General features: G+C 47.2%; 16 protein-coding genes. 1 reads left to right on the forward strand and 15 read right to left on the reverse strand.

All coding sequences use genetic code 11. The features are described from left to right. The 14 genes from nuoK to R3O62_RS08820 form a co-directional block, all read right to left on the reverse strand. Complete coding sequence (nuoK, locus tag R3O62_RS08755; RefSeq protein ID WP_005775579.1) at positions 1 to 309, reverse strand: NADH-quinone oxidoreductase subunit NuoK; 309 nt, start codon at positions 307 to 309, stop codon at positions 1 to 3. A gap of 9 nt (positions 310 to 318) precedes the next feature. Next, a complete protein-coding gene (locus tag R3O62_RS08760; protein WP_317472967.1) occupies positions 319 to 831 on the reverse strand; it encodes an NADH-quinone oxidoreductase subunit J in 513 nt (170 codons plus the stop codon). A gap of 14 nt (positions 832 to 845) precedes the next feature. Then, a complete protein-coding gene (locus R3O62_RS08765) occupies positions 846 to 1,325 on the reverse strand; it encodes a NuoI/complex I 23 kDa subunit family protein (protein WP_005775581.1) in 480 nt (159 codons plus the stop codon). Between the two features lie 16 nt (positions 1,326 to 1,341). After that, entirely contained in the window at positions 1,342 to 2,418 is a 1,077-nt protein-coding gene (gene nuoH / locus R3O62_RS08770; RefSeq protein WP_005775582.1) for an NADH-quinone oxidoreductase subunit NuoH, read from the reverse strand. A gap of 35 nt (positions 2,419 to 2,453) precedes the next feature. Next, a complete protein-coding gene (locus R3O62_RS08775) occupies positions 2,454 to 4,046 on the reverse strand; it encodes an NADH-quinone oxidoreductase subunit D (protein WP_032543496.1) in 1,593 nt (530 codons plus the stop codon). A gap of 38 nt (positions 4,047 to 4,084) precedes the next feature. Then, positions 4,085 to 4,675, reverse strand: a complete 591-nt coding sequence (locus R3O62_RS08780; protein ID WP_032531159.1) for an NADH-quinone oxidoreductase subunit B — start codon at positions 4,673 to 4,675, stop codon at positions 4,085 to 4,087. After that, positions 4,666 to 5,016 carry an NADH-quinone oxidoreductase subunit A gene (locus R3O62_RS08785; RefSeq protein WP_005775585.1) on the reverse strand — a complete coding sequence of 117 codons (351 nt, stop codon included), beginning with the start codon at positions 5,014 to 5,016 and terminating at the stop codon, positions 4,666 to 4,668. The genes R3O62_RS08780 and R3O62_RS08785 overlap by 10 nt, the downstream gene beginning before the upstream one ends. A gap of 150 nt (positions 5,017 to 5,166) precedes the next feature. Beyond that, a complete protein-coding gene (locus tag R3O62_RS08790) occupies positions 5,167 to 5,544 on the reverse strand; it encodes a hypothetical protein (RefSeq protein WP_005775587.1) in 378 nt (125 codons plus the stop codon). 133 nt (positions 5,545 to 5,677) lie between these two features. Further along, entirely contained in the window at positions 5,678 to 7,129 is a 1,452-nt protein-coding gene (locus R3O62_RS08795; protein WP_005775588.1) for a TrkH family potassium uptake protein, read from the reverse strand. 4 nt (positions 7,130 to 7,133) lie between these two features. Continuing rightward, positions 7,134 to 8,474, reverse strand: a complete 1,341-nt coding sequence (gene trkA, locus R3O62_RS08800) for a Trk system potassium transporter TrkA (protein ID WP_005775589.1) — start codon at positions 8,472 to 8,474, stop codon at positions 7,134 to 7,136. 40 nt (positions 8,475 to 8,514) lie between these two features. Continuing rightward, positions 8,515 to 10,461, reverse strand: coding sequence for a 1-deoxy-D-xylulose-5-phosphate synthase (gene dxs / locus R3O62_RS08805; RefSeq protein WP_269110079.1), 1,947 nt, complete (start codon positions 10,459 to 10,461; stop codon positions 8,515 to 8,517). Positions 10,462 to 11,111: 650 nt separating this feature from the next. After that, positions 11,112 to 12,452, reverse strand: a complete 1,341-nt coding sequence (locus R3O62_RS08810; RefSeq protein WP_269110080.1) for an alpha/beta fold hydrolase — start codon at positions 12,450 to 12,452, stop codon at positions 11,112 to 11,114. Then, positions 12,449 to 12,745 (reverse strand): hypothetical protein, encoded by a 297-nt coding sequence (locus R3O62_RS08815; RefSeq protein ID WP_032531193.1) that lies wholly within the window; start codon positions 12,743 to 12,745, stop codon positions 12,449 to 12,451. Before R3O62_RS08815 ends, R3O62_RS08810 begins: the two co-directional genes overlap by 4 nt. 170 nt (positions 12,746 to 12,915) lie before the next feature. After that, on the reverse strand, positions 12,916 to 14,049 hold the full coding sequence (locus R3O62_RS08820) for an acyltransferase family protein (RefSeq protein ID WP_022011963.1): 1,134 nt from the start codon (positions 14,047 to 14,049) through the stop codon (positions 12,916 to 12,918). A gap of 202 nt (positions 14,050 to 14,251) precedes the next feature. Between R3O62_RS08820 and R3O62_RS08825 the strand changes: the two genes are divergently transcribed. Next, positions 14,252 to 14,899 (forward strand): HAD family hydrolase, encoded by a 648-nt coding sequence (locus tag R3O62_RS08825; RefSeq protein WP_005775598.1) that lies wholly within the window; start codon positions 14,252 to 14,254, stop codon positions 14,897 to 14,899. 75 nt (positions 14,900 to 14,974) lie between these two features. Here the strand turns inward: R3O62_RS08825 and R3O62_RS08830 are convergent, their stop codons facing one another. Continuing rightward, on the reverse strand, positions 14,975 to 16,531 hold the full coding sequence (locus tag R3O62_RS08830; protein ID WP_005775601.1) for a sulfatase: 1,557 nt from the start codon (positions 16,529 to 16,531) through the stop codon (positions 14,975 to 14,977). Positions 16,532 to 16,540 lie beyond the last annotated feature (9 nt).

Raw genomic sequence — 16,540 nt, forward strand, 5'->3', positions numbered from 1 at the left:
CTACCATTTTAATTCATCGAGATTCTTTACCTGTATACTGCGTATATTGCGGTAAATATTAATCATGATGGCAATGGCGATAGCTGTTTCCGCAGCCGAGATGGCGATGGAGAACAGGGCAAAGAAATATCCTTCCAGCTCTCCGGGGAAAAGGAAACGGTTGAATACGGCAAAGTTGATATCGGTCGCATTCAGCATCAGTTCCACAGAGATCAGGATTGCAAGTGTGTTGCGCCGGGTGAAGAACCCGTATATTCCTGCAAACATCATGATGGTAGAAACCACCAGATAATATTCCATGTGTATCATCATATCTTTCTATCTTTTACGTGCAATTAATAATCCGCCTACGATACAAGCCAGCAACAGTATGCTGACTGCTTCGAAAGGCAATACATATCCATATTTGCCGCTGCTTAGCAGTGCATGCCCGATGGTCTTGATACTGATTTCTACCGGTTCCGGATCGCTTGTCGGTACGAATTTGTGGGTCAGTGTGATAAAGAGCACCAGTGCCGCGCCTACTATGGTCGTGGCGAGTCCCGCCAGGAATTTACTCCGTTTCAGGTGAGCCGCCCAGTCGCCTTCTCCACTCGTCAGCAGGATGGAGAATACGTAGAGCACCACAATACCTCCGGCATAGACCATGATCTGTACCGATCCGAGGAAAGTATACCCCAACAGAAAGTAGATGCCTGCTGTGCCGAAAAGCACAAACAGCAGATAGGTGGCCGAACGTACGATGCGTTGTGTAGTCACCGTCAGTATGGACATGGCAATGATGAACACTGCCAGAAAGTAGAATACTACTGTTTCAAGTGTAAGTCCCATATTCTTTTATTCTTTTATTCTTTTTTCTTTTCGATTACTTTACTGCCTTCGTGATTGAGCTGCAGGATGAGCTTGCTCCGGTCGAATACGGCATGCTCAAATACCTGGTCGAAGGTGATTGCGTCGTGCGGGCAGGCATTGACACATAGTTGGCAGAAGATACACGAGCCGAGGTCGTACTCATACTTTGCCAGTATTTTCTTCTTTTTACCCTCTTCCGTTTCAACGGTCTCACTGGTCACTTTGATGGTATCATTCGGACATGCCATCTGGCACAGTCCGCAGGCTACGCAGCGATGCTCATTGTTTTCGTTGTGAGGCATGGTCAATGTACCGCGGAAACGGTCGAACATCTTGAGTTCTGCACGGTTTTCCGGGTATTGTTCGGTTACTTTCTTCCGGAAATACACCTTGATGGTGGTTTTCATACCCGTCAGCAGGGAGCCGATGCCTTGCATCAGGCCACCTAAATATGTATATTCTTCATTCTTCATTTTTCAGTCCTCCGGGTTAGAAGTGCAGTCCGAAGACTACGATTAATACCATGATTACCAGATTGACCATCGAAATGGGCACTAAATATTTCCATTCCAGATTCAATATCTGATCAATGCGCAGACGTGGAAAAGTCCACTTGATCCACATCAGCAGGAATACCACGAAGAATGCCTTGCCAAAGAACCAGATGAAGCCCGGGATGTAATCCATTACGGCATTGAATCCGTCCAGACCGACGATATGCAACGGCATCCAGCCTCCGAGGAAGATAGTGGCAGCTACGGCGGCTACGATAAACATATTCAGGTACTCGGCCAGGTAGAAGAATCCGAAGTGCATACCCGAATATTCGGTATGGTAGCCCGCTGTCAACTCACTTTCCGCTTCGGGAAGGTCGAACGGGCCGCGGTTACATTCTGCGTTTCCGGCTATCAGGTAGATAATGAAGGCGATCACCGCCGGGATGTGTCCCTTGAATATAAACCATCCGTTGGCCTGGCTCTCTACGATTTCAGAGAACTGCATGGTACCCATCAGTACCACCATCGTCAGGATACTGAGTCCCACGGACAGTTCGTAACTGATGATCTGTGCACCGCTTCGCATGGCACCGATCAGTGAGAACTTGTTGTTCGAGCCCCATCCGGCCAGCAGGATACCTACCACACCGATGCTCGAAGCCGCCAACAGGAAGAATACACCCACGTTGAAGTCCAGCACTTCCAGCCCCTTGCTGATGGGCAGGCAGGAGAAGGTGAGAAACGAAGCGATAATCACCATGAACGGAGCCAGGTTATAGAGGAATTTATCCGAGTGTTTCAGCTCGATGATTTCTTTGGTCATCATCTTAAGCACGTCACAGAGCACCTGGATGCTTCCCCACTTTCCTACGCGGTTCGGTCCCAGACGGCACTGGAAGAAACCGCATACCTTACGCTCCATATAAATAAGGAGAATGGCAAGTATGGCATACAGGGCCACAATGCACACCCCGATTACGACACATTCAATGAATACAGCCAGCCCCTCCGGCATGACGGAGGTCAGAGTCTGGTGTATCCAGCTTGTTATTATACTAAAGTCAAACATATGCTATATTTACGATTAGACGATTTACTATTTACTTATCTGTCGATATCCGGCACCACATAGTCCAGCGTTCCGCCAATGGCGATCAGGTCGGCAATCTTGGCTCCCCGGCAGATGGTATCGACAGCCGAAACCAACGGCAGTCCCGTCGAACGGTAATGCAGGCGGTAGGGGGTCTTGTCTCCGTGGCTCTCGAGGAATACCCCGAATTCACCTCGGCTGCCTTCGACAGCAGTGTAGTAACTTCCCTCCGGCACCCGGATGATAGGTTTCATCTTCTCCTGTATCGGTCCTTCCGGAATGTTGTCTATCAACTGTTCGATGATGTTCAGACTTTCCATAATTTCATCCATACGTACCATGTAGCGGGCAAAAGAGTCACCTTCGGTGTAAACGATCTCTTTAAAATCTACTTTGTCATATACACCATAAGGCATACGTTTGCGCACATCGCATGCCCATCCGCTGGCACGGCCTGTACCACCGGTGCATCCGAAGGAAATAGCATCTTCGCGGCTCAGTACGCCTACACCTTTCAGGCGTTGCCGGGCAATGACGTTGCCGGTAAATACGTCGTGATATTCGTGAATGATGCCACGCATGTAGGGGATGAATTTTTTCACTCTCGGGATGAAGTTCGGGTGTAGATCCGCTTGTACCCCACCAATAGTATTATAGTTCATAATCAGACGTCCGCCACAGGTCTCTTCGAACATGTCCAGAATCATCTCACGGTCACGGAAACCGTAGAAGAAAGCGGTCAGTGCTCCCAAGTCCATCGCGAGGCACGAATAGAACAGCAGGTGGGAGTCGATACGCTGAAGTTCGTCCATAATGGTACGGATGTACTTCACACGTTCGCTGACTTCGATTCCCATTGCTTTTTCGATGCACATGCAAAGGGCATGGCGGTTCTGGTGTGCTCCTAAATAATCGAGCCGGTCGGTCAGTGCAAGGGTTTGCGGATAGGTGAGGCTTTCGTTCATCTTCTCGATTCCCCGGTGGATGTAGCCGCAGTTGGCATCGAGTTTCCTGATGGTTTCGCCTTCAAGCGATACGCGGAAACGCATTACTCCGTGGGTGGCCGGGTGTTGTGGTCCGATATTGACTACATATTCACGGTCATCAAAGATGACATTCTCCTGGGTTTGGTAAGTTCCGTCCGGGTTCAGTTCTATTTCCTGCGTGGTGTCATAGGTCTCTTCATTGTCCATACGCAACGGGTTATCCTTTTCCGGATTATTATCTTTACGCATCGGATATCCTACCCAGTCGTTACGCAGATAAAGGCGCCTCATGTCGGGATGTCCGATGAATACAATGCCATAATAGTCGAATGCTTCACGTTCGTTGAAGTCGGCCGCTTTCCAGATGTCACTGACGGAAGGGATTTCCGGAGTTTCGCGGTTATCTGTGGATGTTTTTACAGCGATGCGTTCGCCGGTTACGGTCGATTCCAGATGGTAGACTACTCCAAGTCCCCGGGTTACGTTCGGTGCGTCGCCTTCCTCTGCCACTCCCCAGTCCATGCCTGTCAGGCTTTCGAGAAAGTCCATCTGCTTTTCGTTACGCAGACGCAGCATCTCGTCGTGTAGTGCTGCGGGTTCTATGTATTTTATTTCTTCCATATTTTAATGATTAATGCGAATCTGTGATGCATCTGGGTTTATTCCTTCTCAGGTTTCTTCTCTTTCCGGTTTACTCCTCCGAAGAATTTTTCTATCTTCACTTTGCGTTGTAGTTGCATCATGCCGTAATAGAATGCTTCGGGACGGGGCGGACATCCGGGAATGTATACATCGACCGGAAGAATCTTGTCTACTCCGTTTACCACATGATAGGACTTGCGGAACGGACCGCCGCTCACTGCACATCCTCCTACGGCAATCACATATTTGGGATCTGCCATCTGATCATACAGACGCTTCAGTACCGGGGCCATTTTATTGGTGATGGTTCCGCATACCATAATCATGTCGGCCTGTCGCGGGCTGGCACGGGCTACTTCAAACCCGAAGCGGGCCATGTCATAACGCGCGGCACCCAGTGCCATGAATTCGATACCGCAACAGCTGGTTGCGAAAGTAAGCGGCCACAGCGAGTTGCTGCGTCCCCAGTTGATAAGATCGTCAAGCACTCCCACGAAGACGTTGGCTCCGCCTTCATTGAGTTCTTTGACCATCTTTTCCAACGATTCGTTGTCGATGAAGTCTTCATAAGGGATAGACTTTATTTTGGGCTTTTTCATTATTTCCATTCCAGTGCTCCTTTCTTCCAGGCATAGGCAAGGCCCAGAACCAACACAACTAAAAAGAAGAGAATACTAATTAATCCTTGGGGTCCCAGATCGCGGGCAATCACTGCCCAGGGAAACAGGAATACCGTTTCGACGTCGAACATCAGAAACAGGATAGCAAACAGGTAGTAACCTACGCGGAACTGCATCCATGATTTACCGCGTGTAGGGATACCACATTCATACGCTTCGAACTTTTGCGCATTATACGATCGTGGTGAGATAGCGTTTGAAAGGGCTATCACCACACCGACAAAGGCAATTGCGGTCAGCAGAACGACAACTAACAATGTAAAATTCATAATCCAATAGTATGTTTAGATTGAATAATCTGAAAGATGCAATAAATCGTCACACCTCTGAGTGACAACTGATTGAAAAGGGGTTGATAGCTACAGGACACAAGTGAATCTGTTCACAAATGGCATCGCTGTTCGTAGCTTGTAGCTTTCCTAAATAATGATTTTCCTTAATCCGTAGACATAGTAGGTCAGTGGATCCGACGGATTGTATGTATGTGAATAGATTGAATGATCTGATAAGGGATTATTTCTCATTCTGTATTTATGGAAGACCGTTTCGGGACGGATAAAGCTTTTATCCGTTGGTACATGAGAAATATCTGCATGACCCATTTCGCAGGGCATGATGGTACAATAAAAATGGAATCGCTCCAGAATGTTCCGGTTTGCAGGAGCGGCTTGTGAAATAAAACATTCGTCCTGATCCGGATCTTCTATTATATAAGAGGTATTTGCCGCCTTCATCGTTACCGAATGAAGCAGCACGGCAAGCGCTATCAGTATATAATATTTTAAGCTTTGTTTCATTTCTATTCCTTAAACGGTTGCAAATATAGAATTTAATTTCATCTCTTTTGCAAACTCCATGTGACAAAAAAGGTTTTTTAATAAATCATATATTGTTCTATATTATACAACAAATGAGGTTATCCTCTTGTTTCTAATTCCTTTTCCAAAAATCTGAACTGAATAAAAGCAGTACGGTAAACAGCTCGAGACGTCCCAGCAACATGAGGAATGACAACAACCATTTTGCCAGTTCGGGAAGTCCGTTCCATGAATAAGCGGGGCCGCAGCTACCCAGTCCGGGACCCATATTGCCGATACTTGAAATCACCGTACCGATGGATTCGGTAAAGCCTACTCCCATTGCCATCATCAATAGTACACTGATGATGATGATAACGGCATATAGAAACGAGAAGGCCAGTACCGTCGAGAGTATGGAAGGGGAGATGACCTGTTTGTTCACCCGGACCGGGAGCACTGCATTCGGGTGTACGATGTGTTTAAACTCATTCCGTGATACCTTGGTGAGAATCACCATCCGGATGCATTTCATACCACCTGTGGTACTTCCGGCACAGGCACCTATCAGCATAATGACAGTCAGGGTTCCCCAGAGTACAGGTACCCATTGCATATAGTCGGCCGTTACAAATCCGGTGGAAGTATGAAGCGAAGCTACTTGGAAGAAAGCTTTACGGAATGATTCTTCTGCGCCCATTGAAGTAGTACGGTAAAGTACCGCTGCGATGAATCCGGTAAAGATAATCACTGACATGACGTACCATTTCAGCTCGGCATTCTGGGATACCTTCTTCAGCTTGCCGGTAAATAATAATAGAAGCAGCGTAAAGTTGATTCCGGACAGGAACATAAAAATGCCTATTACATATTCTATATAAGGTGAGTTGTAGTAAGCTATGCTGTCTTGTTTAGTGGAATAGCCTCCTGTACCTGTGGTGGCGAACGAATGGCAGATACTGTCAAACAATCCCATGCCGCCGAATAACAACAGAATTACTTCGATGGCTGTCAGTCCGGCATAAATCGTCCATATCCATTTGGCCGTCACGCCGATACGGGGGTGCACTTTATCGTAAGTTGGTCCGCTCGATTCGGCTGCGAAAAGCTGTACGCCGCTCACTCCGAAAATGGGCAGTACGGCAATGGTAAAAAAGACAATACCCAGTCCGCCTATCCATTGTGTCATGCTTCGCCAGAAAAGGAGTCCGTGGGGCAGTGCCTCTATGTCGTCAAGAATGGTGGCTCCGGTACTGCTGAATCCTGACATTGTCTCAAAGAAGGCGTTGGTAATGCTTGGTATGTAATGGCTAAGGTAGAACGGGAGCATTCCGAAGAGGGAGAATACGACCCATGCCACACTGACAATGACATATCCGTCGCGTCGGTTGAGTTGTTTTTCAGCTCCTTTTCCGACGGCAAGCAGGAGGATACCGACCAGAGTGGTCAATCCTGCCGACAATAGGAAACTGTTCAGGTCGTCTTCACCGTAAATCAGCGAAACGCCCGCACAGCAGAGTAACAGGGCGGTCTCTATCAGCAAGAGAAAACCTGTAATGCGGTATATCATTTTGGAGTTTATCATACCATCAATTAAAGTACTTTTCTATCTTCTTGATCATCATGCTCAGGCAGAATACGACGACGTGGTCGCCTGCCTGGATAAGGGTGTCGCCCGTAACCAGTACACCTTCACCATTGCGGATCAGGCCGCCGATGGTAGTCCCCTTGGGCAGTCCCAGGTCTTTCACTTTGTTTTTGGTGATTTTTGCGTTTTCGGGTACAGTGAATTCCGCTACGTCCGCATTGGCAAAGGTCAGGCATTTCACGTTCGACACGTCCGCATCCAACATCATCTGGTAGATGTGGCTGGCAGCAATCATTTTCTTGTTGATTACCGTACCGATATCCAGACTTTCGGCCATACCGATGTAGTCGATATTTTCGACTTCGGCCACAGTTTTGCTCACTCCCATGCGTTTGGCGGCAAGGCAGGCCAGGATGTTGGTTTCCGAGTTGCCGGTCAAGGCTACGAAAGCTTCCGTATTCTTTAGCCCTTCTTCGATGAGCAAGTCCATGTCCCGTCCGTCTCCGTTGATGATCATTGTCTTGTCATCCAGTAATTCCGTCAGGCGATTGCAACGGTTAATATCATTATCTACGATTTTCACTTGCATGTAATCCGGTACATACTGCGCCGTACGGACGGCAATGCGGCTGCCACCCATGATCATGACGTTGCGTACATCGGCATATTCTTCCTTTCCGGCTATTTTCCGGATGTAAGGGATGTATTTCCGGGTTGTGGTGAAGTAAACGATATCGTGTAACTTGATGGTATCGTCTCCCCGGGGAATGATGGTTTCAGTACCTCGTTTGATGGCTACCACGTGGTAGGGGATGTCCGGTGCACCCAGCTCGGCCAGTGTAACGTCCAGTATCTCAGCTTTTTCACGCATCTTTGTACCGATCAGGATCAGTGAGCCTCCGCAGAATTCCCACCATTGGCGTACCCAACTCATGCGCATGGACGATACGATCTCCTTGGCAGCCAGCATCTCCGGGTAAATCAGTGAGTCGACGCCCAATTTCTGGAAAAACTCTTTGTTCTTCGGCAACAAGTACTCGTAGTTGTCGATGCGGGCTACTGTCTTTTCGGCTCCCAGATTGGTGGCAAGCATACATGCTGTCATGTTCCGGCTCTCGTCGGGGGTGACGGCTATAAAGAGATCTGCCTCTTTGATGCCTACCTCTTTCAGGCCGGAGATGGATGAAGGAGAGGCCGTGACAGTCATCAGGTCAAAGTTCGAACTGAGTGTGCTTAGTTTTTCTTCGTCGTCATCCATCAGGATAATATCCTGTTTCTCGCGTGAGAGTAATTTAGCCAAGTGTGTGCCTACAGCTCCGGCACCAGCAATAATTATCTTCATTTTGATTGCAAATTGCGGTTCTATTGCGTATTCTCGGAGATTAAGAATGGGCAGTCATGCACCTTTCCACAGGAGCGTCCATCCGTAATTCGTTTTTAGTAATTGCCTTGTAAATGCCTTCTTCATCCATCCCGCACAAGTGATAGAGTTGCTGTACCGATCCGTGTTCAATAAACTTGTCCGGTACACCAATACGCCTGATTTCGGGATAATATCCGTTGTCGGCCATGAACTCCAGTACGGCACATCCCATACCGCCTTTTATAATGCCGTCTTCCACTGTTATGACGTGGCGGAACTTTTTACCTACTTCGTGCAGTAACTCTTCATCGAGCGGCTTAAGGAAACGCAGGTCATAATGTGCCACAGAAATACCTGTTTCGGCTTCGGCACGTTCGATGGCACGGGCAGCCAACTTGCCGATAGGACCAATCGTGATTACCGCCAGATCATCTCCGTCCTTCAGTTTGCGTCCTTTTCCTACGGGAATCTCTTCCAGCGGGCATTCCCAATCTACGAGTGAACCCCGTCCACGAGGGTAGCGGATGGCGAAAGGTCCTTTGTCGGGCAATTGGGCGGTATACATCAGGCGGCGTAACTCGTGCTCGTCCATTGGTGACGAGATGGTCAGGTTGGGTATAGGGCGCAGATAGGCCATATCGAACACACCGTGGTGTGTCGGTCCGTCTTCACCTACCAGTCCGGCGCGGTCGAGGCAGAACACTACGTTCAGTTTTTGTATCGCTACGTCGTGAATGATATTATCGTATGCCCGTTGCATGAACGATGAATAGATGTTGCAGAAAGGTAACAGGCCGTCTTTGGCCATACCTCCTGAGAAAGTTACGGCATGTCCTTCGGCGATGCCTACGTCGAAAGCGCGGTCCGGCATGCGGTCCATCAGTATGTTCATTGAGCAACCGCTTGGCATGGCGGGAGTAACCCCCATAATCAGTTTATTCTTTTCTGCAAGTTCCGCCAGTGTATGACCGAACACATCCTGGAAAAGCGGTGGCATTCCGTCTGTATTGGCTACAATCCGTTTTCCCGTTACAGGGTCAAATTTACCCGGAGCATGCCATATGGTGGCCTGTTTCTCTGCCGGACCGAATCCTTTTCCTTTGATGGTGTGTAGATGCAGGATTTTGGGTCCCTGCATATCTTTGATGTCATGCAGGATGCGGGCTATGTTCTTTACGTCGTGCCCGTCGATAGGGCCGAAGTAACGGATATTCATTCCCTCGAAAATGTTCTGTTGCTGGGCTGCCAGTGACTTCAGGCTGTTGCCCAGCCGTATCAGGGCTTTCCGTCGCTCTTCGTTGAGCAGACCCATTTTAAACAACAACCGTGATGTCTTGAAACGCAACTGATTGTAGCGGTTCGAGGTAGTGAGGTTAAATAAGTATTGTTTCATGCCACCTACACTGCGGTCGATGGCCATATCGTTATCGTTGAGTATAATCAGCAGATTGTTTGCGGTAGACGAAGCATTGTTCAGACCTTCGAAAGCCAGTCCGCCGCTCATGGATCCATCGCCGATTACCGCTACTACATGGCGGTCCCGTTCTCCCTTTCGTTCAGCTGCCACTGCCATGCCGAGCGCTGCCGAGATGGAGTTGGAGGCATGTCCGCAAGTGAATGTATCATATTCGCTTTCTTCGGGTGAGGGAAAAGGGCGGATTCCGCCCAGTTTACGGTTCGTAGAGAAGGCTTCCCGTCGTCCGGTCAGTATTTTATGTCCATAAGCCTGATGGCCTACATCCCATACAATACGGTCGTAAGGAGTATTGTACACATAATGCAGTGCTACGGTCAGTTCCACTACACCGAGGCTGGCCGCGAAGTGTCCCGGGTTGCACGATAGTTCCTTGATGATGTCTTGCCTCAATTCATCGCATACCTCCGGCAGCTGATCTACACTGAGTTGGCGCAGGTCTTCGGGGTAATTGATAGTGTTTAGCAAGCTATATGTTGGTTCATTCTTCATGATTCGGGCAAATTTAAATGCAAATTTAGTAAAAGAAAGCGGAAGGAGCATCTTTTTGATTGGAAATTTAATGGGTAAGGGCGGAAAGAGAGGCGGACCGATAAACTTGCGGATGGTGGGATGGTTTATAATGTGGTATCTTCTTTTGTTAACATTGTTAATGCTGTTTCAAAAATGTTTTCTTCCTGTTTGCATAGAACAAGTGTTTTGCATTTAAAAGGCTTGTTCTTTGCAGACAAAAGACTTGTTTTAACATAATGTTAAATCAAACCTTTTGCTTACTAAAGAATGAAGGTCTTGAAATTGTTGATATCGAGAGGGATAATACGTTCCTTCGTTTTTCTGTACTCTGATTTATCCGCTTGAAATTATAGACGATACTTGTCAAAGTCACAATGATATTAAGGCTTTGCTAACGGACACCGGTTTTGTGTTGCAATGTTGCACCGGGGACTCTGAAGCCGGTTTAAAATGATTGGAGGGTTGTCCTGCAAGGATGAGGTATAGAGGTACTTATACGGATAAACGAAATATCCTTGTTTCTACTATCATCTGTTTCTGAAAGAATGGTGAGATGATTATTCATTCCCCTATTCCTGATTAGCCACTGTATGTGCGTGATATGCGGGTGATACAGAGGAATCCGGTAACTATCGTTTTGGGGGGTGGTTGATGAAAGCTGCGATGTCATCCATTACATAAGCGGGAATAGGGGCGGGACGGCTGTATTCAAGGGGGACTGACTTACCTTCTCCTTCCTGGAATAAATGATTGAGTCGGGGATAGGTTTTAAACATTGCCTTGGGATTCCCTGCCAGAGCGGTGTGCCATAAATCGAAATCATGCATGGTGACCTGGTAATCACGTTCGCCTTGAAGGACGAGTATGGGGAGAGCCAGTTTGCGAACTACTTCCAAAGGCTTATATTGATTGGCAAATGCCCAGTAAGCGTGTGGAAGATTCATGGGTAAAGGAATGGTGATATCGAACGTATCTGTATCCAGCTTTTTCACATTGTCCACTTGTTTTTGTAACTGAGCTATGTCTTTTTGAATATCGTTTGTGGATGGGAGTGCAGAGGCGAGATATTTTACTTGACTTATGAACAGATCTTCAAGCGGACGGGCGGCGCCTGCGAGTAAAATAATTCCTGCCGGAGTTTTATCGCTACATTGGGCGATGCGGGGAGCCAGAGTTCCCCCCAGACTATGTCCGAGGATGTAAATTCGTCCGGGATCTATAGTCGGTATTGATTCGGCAAGCTTTACTGCCGAAAGGGCGTCATCTACTGATTCTTCATCGAAAGTAATTTCTTTGCCCGCAGGCGCGCTATCGGCTCCATACACTTTGGTGCGCTTATCGTAACGGATCACGGCTATTCCGCGCTCGGCCAATCCGTACGCTAAGTCCCGGAAAGGTTTGTTGACTCCTACCGTTTCGTCGCGGTCGTTGGGACCCGAGCCATGTACTAAAATGACTACCGGCAGGTTTTTGCCCTTTTTAGGAAGAGTCAGTGTGCCGGGAAGCTTAAAGCTTCCCGTACAAATTTGTATGTCTGTTTCTTTTATTTTATCTTGTACCGATGCTGTCGGGGGAGTGGCATTTGTAGCCGGAACAGGTACGAAACGAATGGTATTCACCTTTCCGTCCGGATTGAATGCTGTGAGAAAACGTAGTGGAATACGTTCGAATTTAGCGTCGCAGTAATAAATAGTCATACCGTTTATTTGTTCGTTTTTCCACTCTCCGTGCGACTGGTACTTACCTACTTGTTGTTCCAATTGCTTGAATAGTCCGTTCAGCATTTCAACGGAAAGCATTTTCCGGATGTTATCGTCCAGATGCACATACACACTGTCTCCTTTACCTGCAATCAGTCGGTCGAGCAGTTCGGATGCCTGTTGCATACGATCCTGTGCTTGCAATACAGGGGTTGCCGCCAGCAGTAGCCATAACAGGCACATCCCTTTGAATAGATTGTTTTTTATCATAACTTGTTTATTAAGAAATCTCCGATAAAAAATAGAGTTCCGAAGAAAAAGATTCCGTAAATCAGCAAGGAGACAGAAGTCAGCCAACGGGGTTGTTTCCGCTCTCCGGCGGCACGGATACGTGCGAACGTACTGAACAAACATTCGGCGGCGGCAAACAGAACTATCAGATAGATGATCAGGTCGGTCCACGATTGCAGCCAAAGATCTTTGAGGTTACCTATCAGGCATACCAGTATCACGATGACTACAAAATATGAAATACGCATTAAGTCAGTTTTCTTTGATCCCATAGGCATCTCCTTTCTTTTTTTAAGTTCATATTCTTCCCTTTGGGGTGCTATTTCACAAACTTAAAATATTTTCTTTGAAAAAGAAGTTTTCCGGACTGATTCCGTATCCCTGTTAACAAATATTATGATAGCGGTGTTGGCCTGTCAACGAAGTTATTGTCCTTAGTTCTCTATACTCTCAAAAAGATGGAGCGTTGGTAGAGCAGCCATAAGATGACATATACGATAGATATGCTGACTAAAGAAATTAATACAGGATAGTAGGCACCCATATAAGGTTCGAGCCCATAAAACAGTGAATTTCCTATGCATCGGAAATCGAAGATGCAATCCAGCAAGTAGGCGAGGATAGAGTTCATTCCATATACTTTCAGCAGCGTCAGGTGAGAGCGGTGTTGTTTATAATCGATCCAGTAATAAAACAGTCCCATCAGCAGGAAGCAATAACCACTGCTGACCAGTACCATCGAACTGGTCCATATGGTTTTGATAACTGGAAATACGAGTCCCCATGTCCAGCCTGCGAGAACCATGCCTGCACCGATGCCAAAGTACAACCGAAGCTTATGTTTACCTTCTGTTGCATCTTTGGCAATGTAACCGGCAAACAATCCGGTCATTACAGTGACTATAAAATTCAGGCTGCTCAGTATCCATGTATAATAGTAACCTTCAGCAAAAATGATGGTTCCGTTTTCTACGGAAGCTCCGTCCCGGAAACGTCCCAATACAGTCCGGTCGATCCATTCTGCCAGATTATCTTCGGGAGTATAATTGCCACCTCCGTAGCCATCGATGCTGATGAACTTCATGGCAGCCCAATAAATGAGTAGCAATGCAACGCAGAGAACGATTTGAGTTTTTCTGCCGGTATAGAGAAACAATAAGGCAGCAGCAATATATCCCGTAGCGATGGATTGCAGAGTGTTTGTATACAGATACAGATGATCGGGATCAAAAGACAATAGGTTACCTTGGCACATCATGCCGAAAATCCAGAGTAACAGTACTCGCTTGCATAACCGATAGATCAGTTTACTCTTGTCTGCCTCCCCTTTGAATCGGGATAGAGCGAATGGGATAGAGATTCCGGACATGAAAAGAAATAAGGGCATGATTAAATCCCACGGGGAAAAGCCGATCCAGTCGACGTGTCGCAGGCACCAGTTTACTCCATCCAGATGGGGAGAGTCTATGGCTCTGACTAAAGTTCTTAACAAGGGGCCTAATGCCACCAGAAAAAAGAGGTCCAGTCCTCTTAAAGCGTCCAATGATTCTAATCGTTGTCTTATCGGCTGTTTCATACAGATGTGTTTTTAAAGCATCAGAATAAATAGATAGTTACTAATAAATACGTGTATAAGAGCCTTATCCCTCAAAATTCAATCCCTTTTTTGTCACTGTCGTCTTCCCGTTAACAATTATTATAAAGCTTGTCGGTGGGATGACAGTAAAGTTAGCGCTGGATTATCCGTATCTTTGTCGTAAACATAGAAATATAAAGAGATGAAAAAACTGATAATATTCGATTTGGATGGTACTTTATTGAATACCATCGCCGATCTGGCACATAGTACGAATCATGCTTTGCAAGTTTTGGGATACCCTACTCACGAAGTTGCTTCCTATAACTTTATGGTGGGCAACGGTATCAATAAGTTGTTTGAGCGTGCATTGCCCGAAGGAGAGAAGACGGAAGAGAATGTGCTCCGTGTCCGTAAAGAATTTCTTTTGCACTACGATCGGCATAATGCTGACGAGAGTCGTCCTTACCCGGGAATTCCGGAATTACTGGAAGCATTGCAGAATAAAGGCCACAAATTGGCCGTGGCTTCCAACAAATATCAGGCAGCCACCGAGAAACTGATTGCACATTATTTCCCCGGGATACGGTTCGTTGCCGTATTTGGCCAGCGTGAAGGTGTGAAGGTAAAGCCGGATCCCACTGTGGTATATGATATCCTGCAGATAGCCGATGTACCGAAAGAAGAAGTATTGTATATCGGCGATTCGGGAGTAGATATGCAGACGGCTATCAATAGCGGGGTTACTTCCTGTGGAGTCACGTGGGGATTCCGCCCCCGTACGGAGCTTGAATCGTTCTGTCCTGATTTTATAGTGGATAAGGCGGAAGCTGTTTTGTCTATTGTTTAATAAGTAAAGAGGAAAACTGAAGGTCCTACGGGGCTTCAGTTTTCCTCTTTTATAAAGTTGCGTCTATTCGCGCGGTTATTTGATTTCGTCCGGCCAGGGGCATGGTTTTCCGGTGGCTTTGAACGATGGGCGTTGTCCGCCGACTTTACGCAGATAGTTACCCAGATCTTTTGACAGGTGTTTTACGATATCCGGATGCTGGGCTGCCAGATTATTCTTTTCACCTATATCTTGAGGAATGTTGAACAGCTCTTTCTTACCGTTTTCATAATAATAAATCAACTTCCAGTCTCCTTTACGTACCGTACAAGTCGGGCCTATACCCGGACCGTCGTTACCCCAATGGTTCGGGAAGTTCCAATACAGGCTGCGTCCTTTCGAAGGGTCGCCTGTCTGCTTTAATAGCGGGATAAAGCTGATACCATCAATCGGCTGAACAGTTTTGTAATGCTTCACTTGTGCCATCTCAAGAATGGAAGGATAGAAATCCTCGATAATCAGATACTTGTCACATTTGGTATCCGGTTTCACTACACCGGGCCAACGTACGATCATCGGTTCGCGCACACCGCCTTCGTAAGCAGAACCTTTGCCGCTGTTGAGTGGAGAGTTTTGCGTATGTAATTTGCCGTCACGCCATCCCGGTTCGCTGGACAATCCTCCGTTGTCACTCATAAAGATGACGATGGTATTGTCTGCTTCTCCGTTTTTATCCAACCAGTCCATCAGGTCGCCTAAACTCTTGTCCATACCCTCAATCAGGGCGGCGTAAGCGGCTTCTTTAGGAGTCAGTCCTTTGTCGATGTATTTTTGGTAGAAACGTTTGTCTTTATCGATGGGAACATGAATGGCGTAGTGTGCCATGTAAAGGAAGAAAGGCTGATTGTATTCTTTGGCGTGGTTCAGTGCTTTTATGGCTTCCAGAGTCAGTGCTTCACTTACAAAAGTGTCTGTTCCCCAGTATTTATCCAGTCCCGGAACGGCAAACCAAGGATTCGGCTTTCCGTCCGTCCGGTTTCCATAATTGTTTTCACCCAGATAACTGGCCAGTCCGCCTCCTGCATGTCCGGCAATGTTCACTTCAAATCCCATGTGATAAGGACTCTCTCCCGGAGTATTCACTGCGCCGAAGTGTGCTTTTCCGCAATGAATCGTATGGTAGCCATTGTCTTTCAGAATTTCTGCCAGCGAGGTCGCCTGGAAAGTATGGTCGATGTTGGGGACCTGACAAACACCGTTAACGTTCCAGTCCGCTACATTGAATACATCGCTCGGACGGTCTGTTTGCTGACCTTTGGGATAGGTCCAGTTTGTCACCCGGTGACGGGCGGCATTCGTTCCCGTAATCAGGCTGCAGCGGGTAGGCGAACTGATACTGCTGGCATAGGCCTGCGTGAACATTACGCCTTGTTTGGCAAGACGTTCCATGTTAGGGGTTTCGTACACTTCATTATAGTGCGTTTTTTGTGTCCAGAAAGGTAGCGAGGTATCCTGCCACCCCATGTCATCCACCATGAAAAGGATGATGTTGGGACGTGTGTCCATGCGTCCGTCGGACTGTTGGCTCTGTGCTTGCAGAGCAGGGGCAGCCAATGGAGCCAGTGCGAAGGGAATGATTAGTTTTTTATTCATCGTGATATA

The sequence above is a fragment of the Bacteroides hominis genome (genome assembly GCF_033042785.2).
Lineage (GTDB): Bacteria > Bacteroidota > Bacteroidia > Bacteroidales > Bacteroidaceae > Bacteroides > Bacteroides hominis.